Here is a 20997-nt window from a genome sequence, read left to right on the forward strand (position 1 = left end):
GCCGTATCAGGCGCGCTTGCGGCGCCAGGCCAGCAGGGCGAGGCCTGCGGCGAACATGGCGTAGGTGGAGGGTTCCGGGACGGCGGAGATCAGGGTGACGGAGGTAATGCGTCCCGTTGCACGGGTCATGGCGAACTGGCCATTCTCCGCCCGAGTGTAGTCCAGGGTGAACGTGTTGTTAGTGAAGCCGGTGATTTCCGCGCCTGGCAGTGCGGTGTTGTCGAGTACATCAGTGGACGTGCCTTGGAAATCCACGCTCATCGCTTCGCGCCAGTAACTGGGGGCGGGCCCGAATTCATAACTGTACATGCCAAAGCTGTCGCCGAACTGCGAGCCGCTGGCAGCGTTCCGGACCCACGTGTACATGCTCGGCGTGCTGGACAACGCCACGCCCGTGCCGGTAAAACGGGCGGTCAATACCGCGTTCGCCAGGCGCTGGCTGTAGCCGCTGCTCGTGTAGAAGTCGTCCGAGGACGTATTGTCGGAAACGGTCGCGCGATCGTAGCTGAACGTGCCGGTCACCGTATCGCCCCGTACGATCAGACCGGCCGGTATTTGAGCTGACGCTACCTCGACGTCCGGCTCGCCCCAGCGGCCGTCGCCGTCGGTAATGCTGTCGATCCTGGCGGTGTACTGGAACGTGTAGATCGCTGCGTGGGAAACACTGGCAAGGGCCATTGCACCAGCGAACGCAAGAAGTTTTTTCATGATAACTATGTCAATTGGAAATAAAGCCATTAGAACATAGTTAATTCTCTTGGTAAATATTTATCAATGACGGGCTGACCTGCCTGGGCGCTTTATGGCAGCTTCTTCAGCTCGATCTCGAACAGCTTCGGCCACATCTTCCCGGTGACGAACAACCGCTTGCCGGCTCGGTCGTAAGCGATGCCGTTCAGGACATTGTCCGTGCCCGGCTCGACGCCGGACAGCTTGTCCAGGCCCGTCAGGTCGATCCAGCCGCGCACCTGGCCGCTGAACGGGTCGATGCGGGCGATGCGGTCGGTCTGCCAGATGTTCGCGTAGATCTGGCCTTCGACCCATTCCAGCTCGTTGATCTGCGTGACCGGCACGCCATCGGCCGTCACCTTGATGCGCCGCGTCACCTTCAGCGTGGCCGGATCGAGCACACGGATATGCGCCGTGCCGTCGCTCATGTACAGGCGCTCGCCATCGGTCGTCAGCGCCCAGCCTTCGCCTTCGTAACCGAAGCGGCCCTGCGGCTGCAGGGTCTCCAGGTCGAACACGAAGCCGACCTGGTTGGTCCACGTCAGGCTGAAGAGGCGCTTGCCGAATGGCGCGATGCCCTCGCCGAAAACGGAAGACGGCAGGTCGCGGTTCAGCAGCACCTTGCCCGTCTCCAGTTCGACCTTGCGGATCGAAGAGCGGCCGTTCAGGCCCGTGCTTTCGTACAGCACGCCGTCCTGGTAGAACAGGCCTTCGGTGAACGCCTGCGGGTCGTGCGGCCAGGTTTTCTTGACGATGTAGCCGTATGTGGGCACGGCTGCCTGGGCGAGTGCGGTGACCACCACGAGGGTGGCGGCGAATAAAGATTTGATCGGCATGCGCGCAAGAATACCCGAAGTCGGGCGCGCAGTCCCGGCAAATGGGCCCGTCCGCAGCAGCACGTGGCGCCAACCGGTATGATGTCGGCAATCCTGCAGCAACTGCACACCAATCCCGAACCGGCGCCATAGCCGGTGCAATTTACCAAAACTTGAGGAGACCCCATGAGCACTGAAAGCAGTCTCGACGATACCCGCGACAGCGCGGCCGATACCCAGTTGCGTGCCGACGCGCTGGAATATCATCGCAGCCCCGTGCGCGGCAAGATCGAAGTGGTGGCCACGAAGCCGCTGTCGAACCAGCGCGACCTGTCGCTGGCCTATTCCCCTGGCGTCGCCTATGCGTGCGAGGAGATCGCCGCCGATCCGGCCATGGCGGCCGAATACACGTCGCGCGGCAATCTGGTTGCCGTGATCAGCAACGGCACGGCCGTCCTTGGCCTGGGCAATATCGGCCCGCTGGCCTCGAAGCCCGTCATGGAAGGCAAGGGCTGCCTGTTCAAGAAGTTCGCCGGTGTCGACGTGTTCGACCTGGAGCTGGACGAACTCGATCCGGACAAGCTGGTGGACACCATCGCCATGCTCGAGCCCACGGTGGGCGGCATCAACCTGGAAGACATCAAGGCGCCCGAGTGCTTCTACATCGAGAAGAAGCTGCGCGAGCGGATGAACATCCCAGTCTTCCACGACGACCAGCACGGCACGGCAATCATCTCCAGCGCCGCGCTGCTGAATGCCCTGAAGGTGGTGGGCAAGGACATCGGCGCCGTCAAGCTGGCCGCCTCCGGCGCCGGCGCCGCGGCCATCGCCTGCCTGGACATGATGGTCAGCCTGGGCGTGAAGCGCGAGAACATCTTCGTCACCGACTCGAAGGGCGTAATCTATCGCGGCCGCGATGAAAAAATGGAGCCGAACAAAGCGCGCTACGCGCAGGATACCGATGCGCGCACGCTGGCCGACATCGTGCGCGATGCGGACGTGTTCCTGGGCTGCTCGACCGCCGGCGTGCTGAGTGCCGACATGGTGGTCAGCATGGCCAGGCAACCCGTCATCCTGGCGCTGGCCAATCCGGAGCCGGAGATCCGGCCGGAGGTGGCACGTGCTGCGCGGCCGGACTGCATCATCGCCACGGGCCGTTCTGACTATCCGAACCAGGTCAACAACGTGCTGTGCTTCCCGTACATCTTCCGCGGCGCGCTCGATTGCGGCGCCACCCGCATCACGGACGAAATGAAGCTGGCCTGCGTGACGGCCATTGCCCGCCTGGCCGAAGCCGAAGCCACCGACGCCGTGGCAGCCGCCTACGCCGGGCAGGACCTGCGTTTCGGCCCCGAGTACATCATTCCGAAACCGTTCGATCCGCGCCTGATCGCCGCCATTGCGCCGGCGGTGGCCGCCGCGGCCGAAGCTTCCGGCGTCGCCACGCGTCCGATCACGGACATGGCCGCCTACCGCGACAAGCTGGCCGAGATGGTCTACCACACGGGCTTCTTCATGAAACCCGTGTTCGCGGCCGCGAAGGCCAGTCCACGCCGCGTGGCGTACGCCGAAGGCACCGATCAGCGCGTGCTGCGCGCGGTTCAGACGGTGGTGGATGAAGGCCTGGCCCAGCCCGTGCTGATCGGCGCCGCTGCGGCGGTCGAAGAGTCGATCCGCGCCGCCGGCCTGCGCCTGCAACGCGATGTCGACTACACGATCGTCGAGGCAGACGGCGATACGACGTTGCAAGGCAGCCGCCTGCTGGCGCGCGGCGATGTCGATGCGCTGATCTGCGGCATGCACGGCAGCTACGACAGCCACCTGGTCCACGTGAAGAACGAGATCGGCACGGCCCCTGGCGCGCCGGTGCTGGCGGCGATGAACGCGCTGGTGCTGGACAAGCTGACGCTGTTCATCACGGACACCTACGTCAACGACAGCCCGACCGGCGAAGAACTTGCGGCGATTGCCCGTCTGGCAGCCGCGGAACTGCGCCAGTTCGGCCTGGAACCGAAGGTGGCGCTGCTGTCGCATTCGATCTTCGGTTCGTCCGAGCGGCCATCGGCCCGCAAGATGCGCGAAGCGCGCGAGCTGCTGGCCGCGAGCGATCCGGAACTGGCGGTGGTGGGCGAGCTGCATGGCGACGCGGCCTTGTCCGAAGACATCCGCCGCCTGTATCAACCCGATGGCGGCTTCGCCGGCAGCGCCAACCTGTTGGTGATGCCGTCGCTGGACGCGGCCAACATCACCTTCAACATCCTGAAGGTTGCCGCGGGCAAGGGCGTGACCGTCGGCCCGATCCTGCTGGGTGCCGCGAAATCCGTCCACATCCTCAGCCCGAGCGCGACGGTGCGGCGCATCGTCAACATGACGGCGCTGGCGGTGGCGGACGTGCGTTGATGTAAAAAGCCGCCGGGACCGCGTTCAAACGGTACCGGCGGCTATCGTGCAGCGAGACCGGGGATCAGCCGCGCTTGCGAAACTACTCCTGCCGCACCCACGTCTGCGACCGGCCTAGCATCGGCATGCCGATATACCCGCGCACGTCGAGCTTCTTGCCGTCGTCGGCCAGCTTCATCTTGCTCTTGTAGACCTTGCCGTTTTCCGGATCGAGGATCGTGCCGCCGCTGTATTCGGTGCCGTCCTTCTTCATGCCGTTGATGATGTTCAGCCCGATCAGCGGCTTGCCCTTGTCCGCGCCTTCGCACTTGTCGCAGATGGGATTCTGTTCCTGGTCGGCGGGGCGGAACAGTTTTTCGATGCGGCCCTGCAGCACGCCGTTCGCTTCGCTGATGCGGATTTCCGCCTTCGGCTTGCCGGTCTTGTCGTCGATGTTTTTCCACAGCCCGACGGGCGAGGTGTTGTCGGCAAAGGCGGGGAGGGCGACGGCGCCGATCAGGGCGGCGAGGACGAATGAACGCATGAAGTCTCCTTTATAGGTGTTGAAGCTTTAGTGTAGCGCACGGTCGTGCCGGAATACTCGTGGGCACGCTCTAAATAAAAAACGCCGGACGGGGAAAACCCGGTCCGGCGTCTTTGTTGGTGCGTACGACCGCGTAAGCTTACGCGGCCGGCAGCTTGGCAAACTGCTCGCGCAGCTTCTCCAGCGTGGCGGTGAACGTGGCGACACGTTCCTTTTCCTGCGCGACGACGGCCGCAGGTGCACGCGCCACGAAGCTCTCCGACGACAGCTTGTTCGACGCCTTGGCGATCTCGCCTTCCAGACGGGCGATCTCCTTGGACAGGCGCTCGCGTTCGGCCTTGACGTCGATTTCCACTTTCAGCATCAGCTTCGTGGTCCCGACCACCGATACGGCAGCCGGCGACTCCGGCAGCGCGTCGACGATCTGCACTTCCGACAGCTTGCCCAGCAACTGGACGTACGGAGCGAACGCGGCGATCTTGTCCCTGTCGACGCCCGTGGCTTCGACGATCAGCGGCACGCGCACCGACGGCGACAGCTTCATCTCGCCGCGCAGGTTGCGCGTTGCATCCGTCAGGCCTTTCAGCTCCGCGATCCAGGCTTCCGCCCCTTCGTCGATGGCCGCTTCGTTCGGCAGCGGGTAAGGCTGCGTCATGATCGACTTGCCTGCGCTGTCTCCCTTGCCGGCCAATGGTGCAACCGTCTGCCACAGCTGCTCGGTGACGAACGGGATGATCGGATGCGCCAGGCGCAGCACCACTTCCAGCACGCGCAGCAGCGTGTTGCGGGTGGCGCGCTGCTGGCCTTCCGTGCCTTGCTGGACCTGCACCTTAGCCAGTTCCAGGTACCAGTCGCAATACTCGTCCCAGACGAATTTGTAGATCGCACTGGCGATGTTGTCGAAGCGGTAGTCGGCAAAGCCTTTCGCCACTTCCTGCTCGGTGCGATTGAGCAGCGAGACGATCCACTTGTCGGCCGGCGACAGGTCGGCATCGCTGGCGCTGCAGTCCTTGCCTTCCGTGTTCATCAGCACGAAGCGGGTAGCGTTCCACAGCTTGTTGCAGAAGTTACGATAGCCTTCGGCGCGGCCCAGGTCGAAGTTGATGTTGCGGCCCAGCGAAGCGTAGCTGGCCATCGTGAAGCGCACGGCATCCGTGCCGTAGGCGGCGATCCCTTCGGGGAATTCCTTGCGCGTGGCCTTCTCGATCTTCTCGGCCGCACGTGGATTCATCAGGCCCGTGGTGCGTTTCTCCACCAGCGCGTCGATGCCGATGCCGTCGATCAGGTCGATCGGGTCGAGCGTGTTGCCCTTCGACTTGGACATCTTCTGGCCCTGCGAGTCGCGCACTAGGCCGTGCACGTACACGGTCTCGAACGGCACCTTGCCCGTGAAGTGCGCCGTCATCATGACCATCCGGGCGACCCAGAAGAAGATGATGTCGAAGCCCGTCACCAGCACGGACGACGGCAGGAACGCCTTCAGGTCCGGCGTTTCTTCCGGCCAGCCCAATGTGGAGAACGGCACCAGCGCCGACGAGAACCACGTGTCCAGCACGTCACTGTCGCGCGTCAGTGGACCGGTGCTGCCGGCCGCCTGCTGCTGCGCCAGCGCGTCTTCTTCGCTGCGCGCGACGAAGATGTTGCCCTGTTCGTCGTACCAGGCCGGGATCTGGTGGCCCCACCACAGCTGGCGCGAGATGCACCAGTCCTGGATGTTGTTGAGCCACTGGTTGTACGTGGTCGTCCAGTTCTCCGGCACGAACTTGATTTCGCCCGACGACACTTTTGCCAAAGCCACTTCGGCAATCGATTTGCCCGGGTTGAACGTGCCCTCCGGTGCCGGTTTGCTCATGGCGACAAACCACTGGTCCGTCAGCATCGGTTCGATGACGACGCCGGTGCGGTCGCCCCGCGGCACCATCAGCTTGTGCGGCTTGACCTGCTCCAGCAGGCCCTGCGCTTCCAGGTCGGCCACGATCTGCTTGCGCGCGACGAAGCGGTCCATGCCGCGATACGCTTCCGGCGCGTCGTCCGTGATCTTCGCATCCAGCGTCAGGATCGACGGCATGGCCAGCTTGTGGCGCTGGCCCACGGCATAGTCGTTGAAGTCGTGCGCCGGCGTGATTTTCACGCAGCCGGTGCCGAACGCCTTGTCGACGTACGAGTCGGCGATGATCGGGATCTCGCGGCCCACCAGCGGCAACGTCAGCGTCTTGCCGACCAGTGCCTGATAGCGCTCGTCGGTCGGATCGACGGCCACGGCGACGTCGCCCAGCATCGTCTCGGGACGCGTCGTGGCGACCGTCAGCGAGCCGCTGCCGTCGGCCAGCGGGTACCTGATGTACCACATCGAGCCGTCTTCTTCTTCCGACACCACTTCCAGGTCGGAGACGGCCGTGCCCAGCACGGGGTCCCAGTTGACCAGGCGCTTGCCGCGGTAGATCAGGCCCTGCTCGAACAGGCGCACGAACACCTCGGAGACCGACTTCGAACGGGTTGCATCCATCGTGAAGTATTCGCGGTCCCAGTCGGCCGAAGCGCCCAGCCGGCGCATCTGGCCCGTGATCGTGGAGCCGGATTTCTCTTTCCACTCCCAGACTTTCTCGACGAACTTCTCGCGGCCCAGGTCATGGCGCGACACCTTCTGTGCATCGAGCTGGCGCTCGACGACGATCTGCGTGGCGATGCCGGCGTGGTCGGTGCCCGGGATCCAGGCGGTGTTATGGCCCAGCATGCGGTGGTAGCGCGTCAGGCCATCCATGATGGTCTGGTTGAACGCGTGGCCCATGTGCAGCGTGCCGGTGACGTTCGGCGGCGGCAGCTGGATGCTGAAGGCAGGCTTGGAGAGGTCCATCGAAGCGGCGAAGTACCCGCGCTTCTCCCACTCGCTGCGCCAGAACTGTTCAATGTCGGCAGGCTCGAAAGACTTGGCTAATTCCATGATGGGGGAAAGTTATTTTGGCGAAAAGGACCATTATAAGGGAGGTGCACCGTTGGCGAGCCGGCCGCGGTAGCGCAAAACCAGGGACAGCCACCCATTTCAGGGAATATTTCCTGAAATGGTGACTGTCCCTGATTTTTACGGAGGTGACCTGCGACAGAGAGGGGCGATATCGCATATGGCGAGTTGACCTCCGAGCCAGACAGCTGGGCGGCCAGCGAGTCTACAGGCGGATCTTTCGTTGCCATCTGATAAAAGCTGCCTCATCCGGTTCGTTGCCGAGGGCTTCGTAAAAGTAAATCCGGTCGGCCATGGTCAGAGACTCTTCCCGATGAAAGAACTCGGTAGTTTGCGCCGACATGTCGTAAGCATCGCAAAAGTCCGCATCAGTGAATTTGATGTGATATCGGTTCAGTAACTCTATTGCCTCTGCTTCCGCGCAACCGTAGGTGCGCTGCAGCGCTTGGACCGTTCGTTCGAAGAGCCAGGCTTCATCGTCATCGGTGGTCGGCGGAAGGGCGGGCGTTGTCATTGCTGATCTCATATTCATTAGAAAATGGTGACTGTCACCGTTTTTTCTGGCGACTATCCCCCGCGCTGGCGCATTCGGCACTCCATGCCACCAGTTCGTTGCGCGAGCGGCGCACGGCGATGCGGGCTTCTTCGTCGACGGCGTTCTCGAACACCAGCACAGGCAGGCCATCCTTCGCACGGTCTAGCGCCGTCAGCCGGTAGCCGCGCGAGCGCGACGGAGCGCAGCTGGTGTTCCCCGCCATCAGCAGGCGCGCGTTGTTGAGCAGCGTGGGGTGCTGCTGGATCAGCGTCAGGATCTCCATTTCCGGCAGCGGCGCCAGGAGACGGATCGGTGTTTCGGGCTGGGCGCCGCATTGCGGCTGCTGGCTGTACCAAACCAGCTGCAAGGGTGCGCGCTCGCTCCAGCGTTTGTCCTTCGGCGCCTTTGGATCGTAATCGAACACCGTGCGTGGCTGGCGGCACAGCGGCAAGGTCGCCCGCTGCGCGGGACCGTCCACCGTTGCCATGACGTGGCGTTTGCCCTTGACGGTGGTCACGGCGAACTGGGGCCGCAGCAGGCCGCCGGTCGCGTGGGCGCCGCTGTAGTACTCGAAGAAGGACGCCTGTTCCTTGTCCGTTGCCGTCGTCACCGGCGCCGCCCTGGCATTCGTCATCATGGCCGCCATCATCCACATCATCCTGCGCATCGTCTGTCTCCGTACTGTCGCGGTCCCGCTGCCGCCGCCGAAATTATAGGCGCTGATGAGCTTTTCATATCGTGCGACATCGCGCATAATGGCGGCGCTGCCGGCGGACCATCCGCGGGCGGCACACGCTAGGGGTCCTGCGCATGGCGACATGCGCGGGTGAGAAATACCCTCCGAACCTGATCTGGATAATGCCAGCGAAGGGAAGCTTTTGGATACGCGATGCCGCGCACGACTGCGCCGGCGCTCGCGCACCCTGACTCCTTTGCTGGCTCCTGTAGCCTCAAAGGAGCCAAATGAACGCCCACCACCAGCCTCACCAGCCATTTTTCGCACGTACCGCCGAGGTGGACAGCGCAGCCGTCGCACCGCTGCCGAATTCCCGCAAGATCTACGTCACCGGCAGCCGCCCGGATATCCGCGTGCCCATGCGCGAGATCGCGCAGGCCGATACGTCCGCGTCGTTCGGCCACGAACCGAACCCACCGATTTCCGTGTACGACACGTCCGGTCCGTACACCGATCCGGCAGCAAACATCGATATCCGTGAAGGCCTGGCGCCGATGCGCGCCGGCTGGATCGCGGAGCGGGGCGACACCGAGGAGCTGGCGGGGCCCACGTCGCAATTCGGGCAGGCCCGCCTGGCCGACCCGGCGCTGGCGCAACTGCGCTTCAACCTGCATCGCAAGCCGCGCCGCGCGGTCGATGGCGCCTGCGTCACGCAGATGCATTATGCCCGCCGCGGCATCGTCACGCCGGAGATGGAGTTCGTCGCGATCCGCGAGAACCTGCGCCGCCGCGAATACCTGGAAGGCCTGCGCGCGGCCGGGCCGATGGGAGAGCGGCTGGCGGACCTGATGGGCCGCCAGCATCCCGGCCAGTCGTTCGGCGCATCGATCCCGAACGAGATCACCCCGGAATTCGTGCGCGACGAGATCGCACGGGGCCGCGCCATCATCCCCGCCAACATCAACCACCCGGAACTGGAGCCGATGATCATCGGTCGCAATTTCCTCGTCAAGGTCAACGCCAATATCGGCAACTCCGCCGTCACGTCGTCGATCGGCGAGGAAGTGGAAAAGATGACGTGGGCGATCCGCTGGGGCGGCGACACGGTGATGGACCTGTCCACGGGCAAGCATATCCACGAGACGCGCGAATGGATCGTGCGCAACAGCCCCGTGCCGATCGGTACCGTTCCGATCTACCAGGCGCTGGAAAAGGTGAACGGCAAGGCGGAAGACCTGACGTGGGACATCTTCCGCGACACCCTGATCGAACAGGCGGAGCAGGGCGTCGATTACTTCACCATCCACGCCGGCGTGCTGCTGCGCTACGTGCCGCTGACGGCGAAACGGCTGACGGGCATCGTCTCGCGCGGCGGCTCTATCATGGCGAAATGGTGCCTGGCGCATCACAAGGAGAACTTCCTCTACACGCACTTCGAAGACATTTGCCAGATCATGAAAGCGTACGACGTGTCGTTCAGCCTCGGCGACGGCCTGCGTCCCGGCTCGATCTACGACGCCAACGACGAAGCGCAGCTGGGCGAACTGAAGACGCTGGGCGAACTGACGCAGATCGCGTGGAAGCACGACGTGCAGGTGATGATCGAAGGGCCGGGCCACGTGCCGATGCAGCTGATCAAGGAAAACATGGACCTGCAGCTGGAGCAGTGCAGTGAGGCGCCGTTCTACACGCTGGGCCCTTTGACGACCGATATCGCGCCCGGTTACGACCATATCACGTCCGGCATCGGCGCCGCGCAGATCGGCTGGTACGGTACCGCGATGCTGTGCTACGTGACGCCGAAGGAGCACCTGGGCCTGCCGAACAAGGCCGACGTCAAGGAAGGCATGATCACCTACAAGATCGCCGCGCACGCGGCCGACCTGGCGAAAGGCCATCCGGGCGCGCAGATCCGCGACAACGCGCTGTCCAAGGCGCGCTTCGAATTCCGCTGGGAAGACCAGTTCAACATCGGCCTCGATCCGGACCGCGCCCGCGAGTTCCACGACGAGACGCTGCCGAAGGATTCCGCCAAGGTGGCGCACTTCTGTTCCATGTGCGGCCCGCATTTCTGCTCGATGAAGATCACGCAGGAGGTGCGCGACTACGCGGCGCAGGGCATGCAGGAAAAGGCCGTGGAATTCGTCAAGAAGGGCGCGCAGTTGTACAGCAAAGCGTGAAGAAGAGGGCGACGATGATCGACATCGAACTCAATGGCGAGCGGCGCCAGGTTGCGCCGGGCCAGACGCTGCACGACCTGGTGGCCGCGCTGGGACTGGAAGGGCAGGCCCTGGCGCTGGCCGTCAACCGCGCCGTCGTCCCGCGCCAGCGCTGGCGCGAAGTGGCGCTGCAGGGGCAGGAGCGGGTGGACATCGTGCGCGCCATCGGTGGCGGCTGAACAAGGAGATTGGAAATGAACATGACAAAGAATGACCTGCTGACTATCGCAGGCAAGACGTACAACTCGCGCCTGCTGGTCGGCAGCGGCAAGTACAAGGACCTGCAGCAGACGCGCGCGGCGACCGACGCGGCGGGCGCGGAAATCATCACCGTGGCGATCCGCCGCGTCAATATCGGCCAGGACCCGAACGCACCGAGCCTGCTCGACGTGCTGCCGCCGTCTGAATACACGATTCTGCCGAATACGGCCGGCTGCTACAGCGCGAAGGACGCCGTCTACACGCTGCAACTGGCGCGTGAGCTGCTGAACGGCCACAAGCTCGTCAAGCTCGAAGTGCTGGGCGACGAGAAGACGTTGTTCCCCAACATGCCGGAAACGCTGGTGGCAGCAAAGGAACTGGTGAAGGACGGCTTCGACGTGATGGTCTACTGCAGCGACGATCCGATCCAGGCGCGCATGCTGGAAGACATCGGCTGCGTGGCCGTGATGCCGCTGGCGTCGCTGATCGGCTCGGGCATGGGCATCCTGAATCCCTGGAACCTGTCGCTCATTATCGAGCAGGCGGGCGTGCCGGTGCTGGTCGATGCCGGTGTCGGCACGGCGTCCGATGCGGCCATCGCCATGGAACTGGGCTGCGACGGTGTGCTGATGAACACGGCCATCGCGGCGGCGCAGGACCCGGTACGCATGGCCGGCGCCATGCGTCTTGCCGTGCTGGCCGGACGCGAGGCATATCTGGCCGGACGCATGCCGCGCCGCTTTGCCGCTTCGCCGTCGTCGCCGATGGCCGGCCGGGTTGCATGACGAAGCACGGCGGTGCGCGGGAGTGCGTGCTGGTATTTGCCGGCTCGGACCCGTCGGCCGGTGCCGGTATCGCCGCGGACGTGCAGGCCGTCACGGCGGTCGGCGCGCATCCGCTGGCGGTCGTGACGGCGCTGACGGTGCAGGACCACAACCGCGTCTACGAAGTCATGCCGGTCGCACCGGAACTGGTGCTGAGGCAGGCGCGCGCGCTGACGGCGGCCTGCCGCATCGACGCGGTCAAGATCGGCATTCCGGGCAGCGCGGACAATGCCCGCACCATTGCGCAGGTGATCGCGGAACTGCGGCTTGAGGACGGCACGCTGCCGGTGGTACTGGACCCCGTACTGGCCAGCGGCCATGGCGATCGCCTGGGCCGGGGCGATGCCGTGGCGGCGCTGGCGCCGCTGCTGGCGCTGGCGACCGTTGTCACGCCGAACGGTCCCGAGGCCGCAGCATTGGGCCTGCTGGAGAGCGACCGTGCGCTGGTCACGGGCGGCCATGACGAGGGCGGCGAAGTCGTCAACCGCTGGTGCGGGCGCAGCTGGACGTGGCCACGCCTGCCGGGCAGTTTTCACGGCAGCGGCTGCACGCTGGCCGCCGCGCTGGCGGGACTGCTGGCGCAGGGCTGGCCGATGAGCGAGGCGCTGGAGCGGGCACAGGCCTACACGCATGCCACGCTGGCCGCGGCCTACCGGATCGGCGCGGGCCAGCACATACCGCTGCGCTGACATATCGATGGAGACTAGGATCATGCATACCGAATTTCGTGGACTGTATCTCGTTACACCCGACTGGGACGACACCGACCGCCTGCTGGCTGCCAGCGACGCAGCACTCGCAGCCGGCGCGGCGCTGCTGCAGTATCGCCACAAGGAAGCGTCGCCGGCGCTGCGGCGCGAACAGGCCGGCGCACTGCTGGCGCTGTGCCGGCGTCATGGCGTGCCATTCATCGTCAACGATCACATCGACCTGTGCCTGGCACTCGATGCCGACGGCGTGCACGTCGGCGGGCTCGATGCGGGCGTGGCTGCCGCACGCGCCGCGCTGGGGCCGGACAAGATCGTGGGCGCCTCCTGCTATGGCGACGTCGCGCGGGCCATCGATGCGCAGGCGGCCGGCGCCAGCTACGTGGCGTTTGGCGGCTTCTATCCGTCGCGCGTAAAAAAATACGCCGTGACGACGCAGCCGGACATCCTGGCCCAGGCGCGTGCCGCCGGCGTGACGGTGCCGGCGGTCGTCATCGGCGGCATGACCCCTGTCAATGCGGCGGTGCTGGTGGCTGCGGGCGCCGATATGGTCGCTGCCATCAGCAGCGTGTACGGCATGGAGCCGGCAGGCGTTACATCTGCGGTACAGGCATTTACGGCGTTGTTTTCACGTCGCTAAAGGACTCATGGGCCAGGCGATCCGCTTTATAATCGGCCATCACAAACTGCCGATCTGCTCAGCCATGACACCACCAGCGACCGCGAAACGCCTGATACTGATTGTCGACGACGATCAATTACTGGCGGAATTTCTCAGTGTAATTCTGCAGAACGCGGGATACGAGACGATGCAGGCGCATTCGGCCGATCACGCCTTGAAGCTGGTCGCCGAACGCGAGCCGGACATGGCGCTGCTGGACATCCACATGCCTGGCATGTCCGGGCTCGAACTGGCCAAGCAGCTGAACCGTGAGACGTCCGTGCCGTTCATGTTCCTGTCCGGCCGCGGCGATGCCGATGCGGGCAAGCAGGCCGCCGCGTATGGTGCCGTGGGATTCGTCGTGAAACCGGTGGACGAAAAACACCTGATGCCGGCATTCGAAGCGGGCCTGGCGCGAGCCGACGATATCCGCCAGCTGCGCCGCACGGAACTGAACCTGAACGCGGCGCTGGCGGCGGGCCGGGAAACCAGCCTGGCCGTGGGGCTGTTGATGTGCAAGTTCCAGACCGACCGGAATACGGCATTCGAGGTGTTGCGCGACCATGCGCGCTCGAGCCGTCGCAAGGTCAACGAGGTGGCCGACCAGCTGCTGACCGCCGAGGAAACGTTGAACGGCCTGCATGCGGCATTTTATGCACGCTTCAAAAAATAAAGTTTCTATGGTGCATCAAAACTGGGCTACACTGTCTTTGTAGCCGCGGCCGTCACGCCGCGCGTCATCTCCAGCAGCCGCCCGCCCCCTGCGGCCGCGCCCAGCCTCTCGGCCCAGCTCCGCCGACCCAGCATCCTGAACGCCAGCAATCCCGCGCATGCGGCACGTGGCTTACAGGTTCCTGCACCCTGTTACGCGGAGTACGACCATGAACATGAACGACGTCCTGGAGGCCAGCAAACCGCTGCCGCCCGCCCCCCACTTGCTGCACATCGATGCCGAAGACACGGCGGCGCTGATCCTGGCGACGTTGATGGTGCCGGAAATCCGCGTCACCCGCGTCGCGTCGGTCGCCGCCGCCGAGGCCCTGCTGCAGCAACAGACTTTCGCCCTGATTGTGCTGGACCCGGATCTGCCGGACGGCGACGGCCAGCATGTAACCGACGCGCTGCGCGAGCGTGGCGTGCACACGCCCGTTCTGCTGTATTCCGCGCGTCAACCCAGCCTGCACCACCAGGCCCATGCTTTCCTGCCGAAGCCATGGACGTCGCCGCGCCAGCTGTGGCAGGCCGTTTGCCGTTTGCTCGAGATGGATCTGGCGGCCATGGCGTGACTCGAAGGTGGCCCGTCTTTGTTATCATGCAGCTTTATCACATCACCGGATTTTGCGATGAAGACCAAGGCAGCAGTAGCATGGAAGGCGGGCGCACCGCTGACGATCGAGGAAGTGGAGCTGGGCGGACCGCGCGAGGGTGAAGTCCTTGTCGAGATCAAGGCCACCGGCATCTGCCACACCGACTATTACACCCTGTCCGGCGCCGACCCGGAAGGCATTTTCCCTGCCATTCTCGGCCATGAAGGCGCCGGCGTCGTGGTGGACGTGGGTCCGGGCGTGAAGAGCCTGAAGAAGGATGACCACGTCATCCCGCTGTACACGCCGGAATGTCGCCAGTGCAAATTCTGCCTGTCGCAGAAGACTAACCTGTGCCAGGCCATCCGCTCGACGCAGGGCCGGGGTCTGATGCCCGATGCGACCAGCCGCTTCTCCATCGACGGCAAGCCGATCTTCCACTACATGGGCACCTCCACGTTCTCCAACTACATCGTGGTGCCGGAAATCGCGCTGGCGAAGATTCGTGAAGATGCGCCGTTCGACAAGGTCTGCTATATCGGCTGCGGCGTGACGACGGGTGTCGGCGCCGTGCTGTTCACCGCGAAGGTGGAAGCGGGCGCCAATGTTGTCGTGTTCGGGCTGGGCGGCATCGGCCTGAACGTCATCCAGGCGGCGAAGATGGTGGGTGCCGACAAGATCATCGGTGTCGACATCAATCCGGGCCGCGAAGCGATGGCACGCCAGTTCGGCATGACGCACTTCATCAACCCGAACGACGTGGAGAACGTCGTCGACGCCATTATCCAGCTGACGGACGGTGGCGCCGACTACAGCTTCGAATGCGTCGGCAACACCACGCTGATGCGCCAGGCACTCGAGTGCTGCCACAAGGGCTGGGGCAAGTCGATCATCATCGGCGTGGCGGCGGCCGGGCAGGAAATCTCCACGCGGCCGTTCCAGCTGGTCACGGGCCGCGAATGGAAGGGCTCCGCATTCGGCGGCGCGCGCGGCCGGACGGACGTGCCGAAGATCGTCGACTGGTATATGGACGGCAAGCTCAATATCGACGACCTGATCACCCATAAACTGTCGCTCGACCAGATCAACGAAGGCTTCGACCTGATGAAGTCGGGCGAATCGATCCGCTCCGTCGTGATGTATTGATGCAGCCCGGGTGGCCCCGCGCCGCCCCACGCGCGCGCAGTTGCAGGAAGGTCTGCGTAACGGGTGCGCGGCGCCGGCCGGTGCGGGCTGAAAGCGATTGCCCGGCATGGCGAAGCCCCGTATCCTGTCGTTTTACGGGGAGAACCGGCGATGAGTGTGAACGACGTCCTGCGGGCCAGCATCGTCTGGGATAACCACACCTGCCTGCCGGTCCGGCCCGACGACGCCAGCTTCCTGCCGCAACTGGAACGGGCCCGCGCCGCCGGCTTCACGGTCGTCTCCATCAATATCGGGTATGGCGATACGCCCGTCGAACAACATTTCCTGATGCTGGCGCAGCTGCGCCACTGGGTCAGGACGCACCCCGAACACTATCTGCTGGTGCTGACGGCGGCCGATGTCGCCCGCGCCAAGCATGAGGGCAAGCTGGGCGTGTGCTTCGACCTGGAAGGCGTGGGCGCACTGCCGCCCCAGCCCGGGCTCGTCCGGCTCTACTACGACCTGGGCGTGCGCTGGATGCTGCTGGCCTACAACCGCAACAACGCCTACGCGGGCGGTTGCCTCGATGACGATTGCGGCCTGACGGCGCAAGGCATCGAACTGGTCGAAGAGATGGCAAGAGTGGGCATGGTGACGTGCGCGTCGCACGCGGGGCCGCGCACCGCGCGCGCCATCGTCGACGCGTCGCCCAATCCCGTCATCTTCTCGCATTCGAATGCGCGCGCGCTGCACGATCACCCACGCAACATCACGGATGACGCCATCCGCGCCTGCGCCGCGCGCGGCGGCGTCATCGGCATCAACGGTCTCGGTCCGTTCCTCGGCGCGCGCGACGACCTGGCGGATGCCGTGGCGCGCCACATCGATCACGTGGCGCAGCTGGTGGGCGTCGAACATGTCGGGCTGGGACTCGATTATGCGTACGACCAGCAGGAAGTGGACGACTACCAGCAAAAGATGCGCGCGGCATATCCGAACGACCGGGGCTATGCCGAGCCGTTCCGCATGCTGCCGCCGGAAGGATTGACCGACGTGGTCACCGCGCTGATGGGGCGCGGTTATGGCGAGGCTGACCTCAAGGCGGTACTGGGCGCGAACCTGCAGCGCATTGCACGCCAAGTGTGGAAATAGGGGGCAGGCGCCCTCGGGCGCTTAGCGCCCCAGCCGCTCCAGCTTCGCCACCGAAAGATCCAGCACCTTCATCCCGGCACTGCCGAAATTGATCTGGGCCCGGCAGTTGCTGCCGCTGCCTTCGATATTGACGATGACGCCCTCGCCGAATTTTGCGTGAACGACGGACTCGCCGATGCGCCAGCCGGAGCCGCCCGTCTTTTGCTGCGCGATGCGCTGGGCGATGGCGTTGTCCGACCCGCCGGACAGTTTGGCATCCTCCCACGTCGCCTTCTTGTTGGCGAACCAGTGGCTCTGTACGCGCGGCGACAGCCATTTCAGCGCTTCCTCCGGCAGCTCGTCGAAGAAGCGCGACTTCATGTTGTAGCGCGTCTGGCCGTGCAGCATGCGCGTCTGCGAGAAGCACATGTACAGGCGCTTTCTCGCCCGTGTGATCGCCACGTACATCAGGCGGCGTTCTTCCTCCACGCCGCCGTCTTCCTTCGAGCTGCTCTCGTGCGGGAACAGGCCTTCCTCCAGGCCCGTGATGAAGACGTTGTCGAATTCCAGGCCCTTGGCCGAGTGCACCGTCATCAGCTGCAGCGCTTCCTGGCCGGCCTGCGCCTGGTTGTCGCCCGCCTCCAGCGACGCGTGCGACAGGAACGCGGAGAGCGGCGACATCACGGTTGCCAGCGGCGCATCGGCATCGAGGATTTCGACGCCGTCGGCATTGACGATCGCCTCGCCCGCCTGCGCATCGGCCTGCGGGCCCAGGTGAGCCGGGGCGCCTTGCCCGTAGCCTTCCTCGGAGACGAACTGCGTGGCCGCGTTGACCATCTGCTCCAGGTTTTCGATGCGGTCCGCGCCCTCCTTCTCGGTGGCGTAGTGCGCCAGCAGGCCGGATGACTCCAGCGTGATGCGCACCAGTTCCGGCAGCGCCATCTGCTGCGTTTCAAACCGCACGCCTTCGACCAGCTTGACGAAGCCGCCAAGCGACGTGCCGGCCTTGCCGACCATGTAGGGCACGGCGGCATACAGCGAGATGCCGTACGACTCGGCGGCGTTTTGCAGCTGCTCCAGCGTGCGCGCACCGATGCCGCGCGCCGGGAAATTCACCACGCGCAGGAAGGCCGAGTCGTTGTGCGGGTTGTCCATCAGCTGCAGGTACGCGATGGCGTGCTTCACCTCGGCGCGCTGGAAGTAGCGCAGGCCGCCGTACACGTGGTACGGAATGCCGGCCGAGAACAGCGCATGCTCGATCACGCGCGACTGCGCGTTGGAGCGGTACAGCACCGCGATCTCGCTGCGCGAGGCGCCTTCGGCGATCAGGTTCTTCGCTTCCTCGATGATCCACTGCGCTTCCTGCAGGTCCGAGCTGGCTTCGTAGACGCGCACCTGCTCGCCGTGGCCCGCGTCCGTGCGCAGGTTCTTGCCCAGGCGCTTGCTGTTATTGGCGATCAGCATATTGGCCGCATCGAGGATGTGGCCGTGCGAGCGGTAGTTCTGTTCCAGCTTGATCAGGTTCTGCACATTGAACTCGGCCTCGAACGCGGACATGTTGCCGACATTCGCACCACGGAACGCGTAGATGCTCTGGTCGTCGTCGCCCACGGCAAACAGCGCGCCGCCGCCTCCCGTGCCGTGGCCGGCCAGCAGTTTCAGCCAGTTGTACTGCAGGTTGTTCGTATCCTGGAACTCGTCGACGAGGATATGGCGGAAGCGCTGCTGATAGTGTTCGCGCAGCGGCTGGTTGCGCGTCAGCAGTTCATAGGTGCGCAGCAGCAGTTCGGCGAAATCGACGACGCCTTCGCGCTGGCACTGGTCGTCGTACAGTGCGTACAGTTCCACCAGCTTGCGCTCGATCGCGTCGTAAGCGTCGATTTGCCCGGCGCGCAGGCCCTGGTCCTTGTGGTTGTTGATGAAGTACATGACCGTCTTCGGCGGGTACTTCTCATCATCGACATTCTGCGCCTTCAGCAAGCGCTTGATCATCGACAGCTGGTCCTGCGAGTCGAGGATCTGGAACGACTGCGGCAGGGCCGCGTCGCGGTAATGGGTGCGCAGCAGGCGGTTGCACAGGCCGTGGAACGTGCCGATCCACATGCCGCGTGTATTGATTGGCAACATCGCCGACAGACGCGTCAGCATCTCCTTTGCCGCCTTGTTGGTGAACGTGACAGCCAGGATGCCGGCCGGCGAGACCTGGCCCGTCTGGATCAGCCACGCGATGCGCGTGGTCAGCACACGCGTTTTGCCCGACCCGGCGCCCGCCAGAATCAGGGCGTTCTGCGGTGGCAGGGTGACGGCGGCAAGTTGTTCGGGATTGAGATTCTGGAGGAGATTTTGCATCCCCTCATTATACCGGGCGGGACCCGCGACCGCCGCAGCCATGCGGGTCGCGGGTCGATCCGCATCAGCGGATCACGCCGGCGGCAGGGGCGCCTTGTCGTCCGCGGCCGGGGTGCCGAAGATGTCGCAATACGCCGCGTACAGCGCGCAGTGGGCCACGCCGAACAGGAGCACGAACATGACGCGCAGCAGCGCCAGCGAAAACGGTCCGAAGCCCAGCAGCAGCAGGACGATCTGGGAGCTGAACAGGGCGATGGCGAACAGGCTGAACCCGAACACGACAAACGCCGTGAACGCCCGCTTGGCGGCAAAGAAGGCATAAAACAGCGCCTTGCCGGGGCCCATGGCGCTCCAGTACACGAGCGGCACGGCAAAGCAGATCACGGTAATGGCCGGCAGGTAGATCAGCAGCGCCATCACCATGCCGGGGAACAGACCCGAATCGCGCAGCAGTTCCGGGTCGGGCTGCGCCTTGCCGGTGGCCATCTGCGTCAGCGTTTCCGTGTCGGCGATCAGCAGCAGCACGCCGGCGGCAACGATGGCCGCGACGATGTGCAGCGCGCCCAGCACGCACAGGCGTCCCATCAGCGGCTTGCGAAAGCCCGTGCCCAGCAGGGCCGGCACCACGGGTCGCTCCAGCTGGATCTGCTGGGCGGCGCGCATGAAGCCGATGGAAAACACGGGCAGCAGCACGCCCTGCGCCACTTGCCCCAGCAGGGGAATGAGGTTGAGCAGCGCCGTGACGATCATGTAGGCCAGGAACAGCGTCGACATTCCGCCCGGTTGTTTGCGGAACAGGGCAAACCCCTGCTTGACCCAGCGCCATCCGGCGCTTGCGGCGATCTTGTTCATGCAGACAGCCCTGGTGCCGGCGTGGCGATGCGCTCGCGCAGGATACGTTCGAAATGGGTCGGATCGTGCGGCGTCAGCATCTCCGCCGCGCGTGGCCGGTACAGGTCATACAGGCGCGACAGCCAGAAACGCAGCGCCGCGGCGCGCAGCGTGCACTGCCAGCCCGTCTGCTCGTCATGCGTGAACGGGCGCACGGCGTGGTAGGCGTCCAGCATGGCGCGCACGCGCGGTTCGTCCAGCACGCCCGTGTCCAGGTCCACGCACCAGTCGTTGACGGTGACGGCGACGTCGAACAGCCACGTGTCGCAGCCGGCGAAATAGAAGTCGAAAAAGCCCGTCAGTCTGTTGCCGTCGAACATGACGTTGTTGCGGAACAGGTCCGCATGTACGGGCCCCTGCTGCAGACGCCGGTACAGGTCGGAGCCGTGGAACGCTTCCTGGTAGTGGATCTCGCTGCGCAGCAGGGCGGTTTCGCGCTCGGACAGATGCGGGAATACTTCCGGCGCCGTGGCATGCCACCAGGCGATGCCGCGCAGGTTCGGCTGGTGCAGCGGGAAGTCGCGCCCGGCCAGATGCATTTTCGCCAGCATGTCGCCCACCGCCGCGCAATGCACGGGTTGCGGGGCCATCTGCGAGCCGCCTTCCAGTTTCGAGACGATGGCGGCCGGCTTGCCCTGCAGCGGCACGCACAGTTCACCGTCGCGGTTCGGCACGGGTTCCGGCACCAGCACGCCGCGGCTGGCCAGGTGGCGCATCAGTTGCAGGTAGAACGGCAACTGCTCGAAGCCGAGGTTCTCGAAGATCGTCAGCACGTATTCGGTGCGCCGGCCGTTCTGCTCCGTCGTCAGGAAGAAATTGCTGTTTTCGATACCGGAAGCGATGCCTTTCAGGGCTACCGCATCACCGAGGGGGAATTGCGCGATCCAGGTCCGGACGTCGTCCAGGCTGACCGAGGTAAACACTGCCATGTGAAATCAGTAAATTAGG

General features: G+C 64.7%; 19 protein-coding genes and 1 riboswitch. Of the genes, 10 read left to right on the forward strand and 9 right to left on the reverse strand.

Annotated elements, in window-relative coordinates:
* Positions 1-6: 6 nt before the first annotated feature.
* Together E1742_RS26430 and E1742_RS20420 are read right to left on the reverse strand one after the other, a co-directional pair.
* Positions 7-708, reverse strand: a complete 702-nt coding sequence (locus E1742_RS26430; RefSeq protein WP_229466144.1) for a PEP-CTERM sorting domain-containing protein — start codon at positions 706-708, stop codon at positions 7-9.
* A 92-nt stretch (positions 709-800) separates the two neighbouring features.
* Positions 801-1565 carry a glutaminyl-peptide cyclotransferase gene (locus tag E1742_RS20420; RefSeq protein ID WP_134386974.1) on the reverse strand — a complete coding sequence of 255 codons (765 nt, stop codon included), beginning with the start codon at positions 1563-1565 and terminating at the stop codon, positions 801-803.
* 165 nt (positions 1566-1730) lie between these two features.
* On the opposite strand from E1742_RS20420, the gene E1742_RS20425 reads away from it, so the two are divergent.
* Complete coding sequence (locus E1742_RS20425; RefSeq protein ID WP_134386975.1) at positions 1731-3944, forward strand: NADP-dependent malic enzyme; 2214 nt, start codon at positions 1731-1733, stop codon at positions 3942-3944.
* Positions 3945-4026: 82 nt separating this feature from the next.
* Here the strand turns inward: E1742_RS20425 and E1742_RS20430 are convergent, their stop codons facing one another.
* The 4 genes from E1742_RS20430 to E1742_RS20445 all read right to left on the reverse strand — a co-directional run bounded on the left by E1742_RS20430 (position 4027) and on the right by E1742_RS20445 (position 8628).
* The gene (locus E1742_RS20430; protein WP_134386976.1) at positions 4027-4467 is read right to left on the reverse strand and encodes a DUF2147 domain-containing protein; all 441 of its coding nucleotides are present in this window, start codon (positions 4465-4467) and stop codon (positions 4027-4029) included.
* 139 nt (positions 4468-4606) lie between these two features.
* On the reverse strand, positions 4607-7408 hold the full coding sequence (locus tag E1742_RS20435) for a valine--tRNA ligase (RefSeq protein ID WP_134386977.1): 2802 nt from the start codon (positions 7406-7408) through the stop codon (positions 4607-4609).
* Between the two features lie 223 nt (positions 7409-7631).
* A complete protein-coding gene (locus E1742_RS20440) occupies positions 7632-7940 on the reverse strand; it encodes a hypothetical protein (protein WP_134386978.1) in 309 nt (102 codons plus the stop codon).
* A 34-nt stretch (positions 7941-7974) separates the two neighbouring features.
* Positions 7975-8628, reverse strand: coding sequence for a hypothetical protein (locus tag E1742_RS20445; protein ID WP_134386979.1), 654 nt, complete (start codon positions 8626-8628; stop codon positions 7975-7977).
* 120 nt (positions 8629-8748) lie between these two features.
* A riboswitch (TPP riboswitch) is annotated at positions 8749-8851 on the forward strand.
* A 73-nt stretch (positions 8852-8924) separates the two neighbouring features.
* Between E1742_RS20445 and thiC the strand changes: the two genes are divergently transcribed.
* The 9 genes from thiC (at position 8925) to E1742_RS20490 (ending at position 16830) form a co-directional block, all read left to right on the forward strand.
* A complete protein-coding gene (gene thiC, locus E1742_RS20450; RefSeq protein WP_134386980.1) occupies positions 8925-10817 on the forward strand; it encodes a phosphomethylpyrimidine synthase ThiC in 1893 nt (630 codons plus the stop codon).
* A 14-nt stretch (positions 10818-10831) separates the two neighbouring features.
* Entirely contained in the window at positions 10832-11035 is a 204-nt protein-coding gene (gene thiS, locus E1742_RS20455; protein ID WP_134386981.1) for a sulfur carrier protein ThiS, read from the forward strand.
* Between the two features lie 15 nt (positions 11036-11050).
* Positions 11051-11842, forward strand: coding sequence for a thiazole synthase (locus tag E1742_RS20460; protein WP_134386982.1), 792 nt, complete (start codon positions 11051-11053; stop codon positions 11840-11842).
* The gene (gene thiD, locus E1742_RS20465) at positions 11839-12570 is read left to right on the forward strand and encodes a bifunctional hydroxymethylpyrimidine kinase/phosphomethylpyrimidine kinase (protein ID WP_134386983.1); all 732 of its coding nucleotides are present in this window, start codon (positions 11839-11841) and stop codon (positions 12568-12570) included. The genes E1742_RS20460 and thiD overlap by 4 nt, the downstream gene beginning before the upstream one ends.
* Before the next feature lie 22 nt (positions 12571-12592).
* Positions 12593-13228: a thiamine phosphate synthase gene (gene thiE, locus E1742_RS20470; protein ID WP_134386984.1), complete on the forward strand. Its 636-nt coding sequence runs from the start codon at positions 12593-12595 to the stop codon at positions 13226-13228.
* Between the two features lie 64 nt (positions 13229-13292).
* Entirely contained in the window at positions 13293-13922 is a 630-nt protein-coding gene (locus tag E1742_RS20475) for an ANTAR domain-containing response regulator (RefSeq protein WP_134386985.1), read from the forward strand.
* Positions 13923-14130: 208 nt separating this feature from the next.
* Complete coding sequence (locus tag E1742_RS20480; protein ID WP_166793522.1) at positions 14131-14535, forward strand: response regulator; 405 nt, start codon at positions 14131-14133, stop codon at positions 14533-14535.
* A gap of 57 nt (positions 14536-14592) precedes the next feature.
* A complete protein-coding gene (locus E1742_RS20485) occupies positions 14593-15699 on the forward strand; it encodes an S-(hydroxymethyl)glutathione dehydrogenase/class III alcohol dehydrogenase (protein ID WP_134386987.1) in 1107 nt (368 codons plus the stop codon).
* A gap of 150 nt (positions 15700-15849) precedes the next feature.
* Positions 15850-16830 carry a dipeptidase gene (locus tag E1742_RS20490; protein WP_134386988.1) on the forward strand — a complete coding sequence of 327 codons (981 nt, stop codon included), beginning with the start codon at positions 15850-15852 and terminating at the stop codon, positions 16828-16830.
* 21 nt (positions 16831-16851) lie between these two features.
* Here the strand turns inward: E1742_RS20490 and E1742_RS20495 are convergent, their stop codons facing one another.
* The 3 genes from E1742_RS20495 to E1742_RS20505 all read right to left on the reverse strand — a co-directional run bounded on the left by E1742_RS20495 (position 16852) and on the right by E1742_RS20505 (position 20978).
* A complete protein-coding gene (locus E1742_RS20495; protein WP_134386989.1) occupies positions 16852-19158 on the reverse strand; it encodes a UvrD-helicase domain-containing protein in 2307 nt (768 codons plus the stop codon).
* 72 nt (positions 19159-19230) lie between these two features.
* Entirely contained in the window at positions 19231-20010 is a 780-nt protein-coding gene (locus tag E1742_RS20500; RefSeq protein ID WP_134386990.1) for a BPSS1780 family membrane protein, read from the reverse strand.
* On the reverse strand, positions 20007-20978 hold the full coding sequence (locus E1742_RS20505) for a homoserine kinase (protein ID WP_134386991.1): 972 nt from the start codon (positions 20976-20978) through the stop codon (positions 20007-20009). Before E1742_RS20505 ends, E1742_RS20500 begins: the two co-directional genes overlap by 4 nt.
* Positions 20979-20997: the final 19 nt, after the last annotated feature.

This window comes from Pseudoduganella plicata, assembly GCF_004421005.1.
GTDB lineage: Bacteria > Pseudomonadota > Gammaproteobacteria > Burkholderiales > Burkholderiaceae_D > Rugamonas > Rugamonas plicata.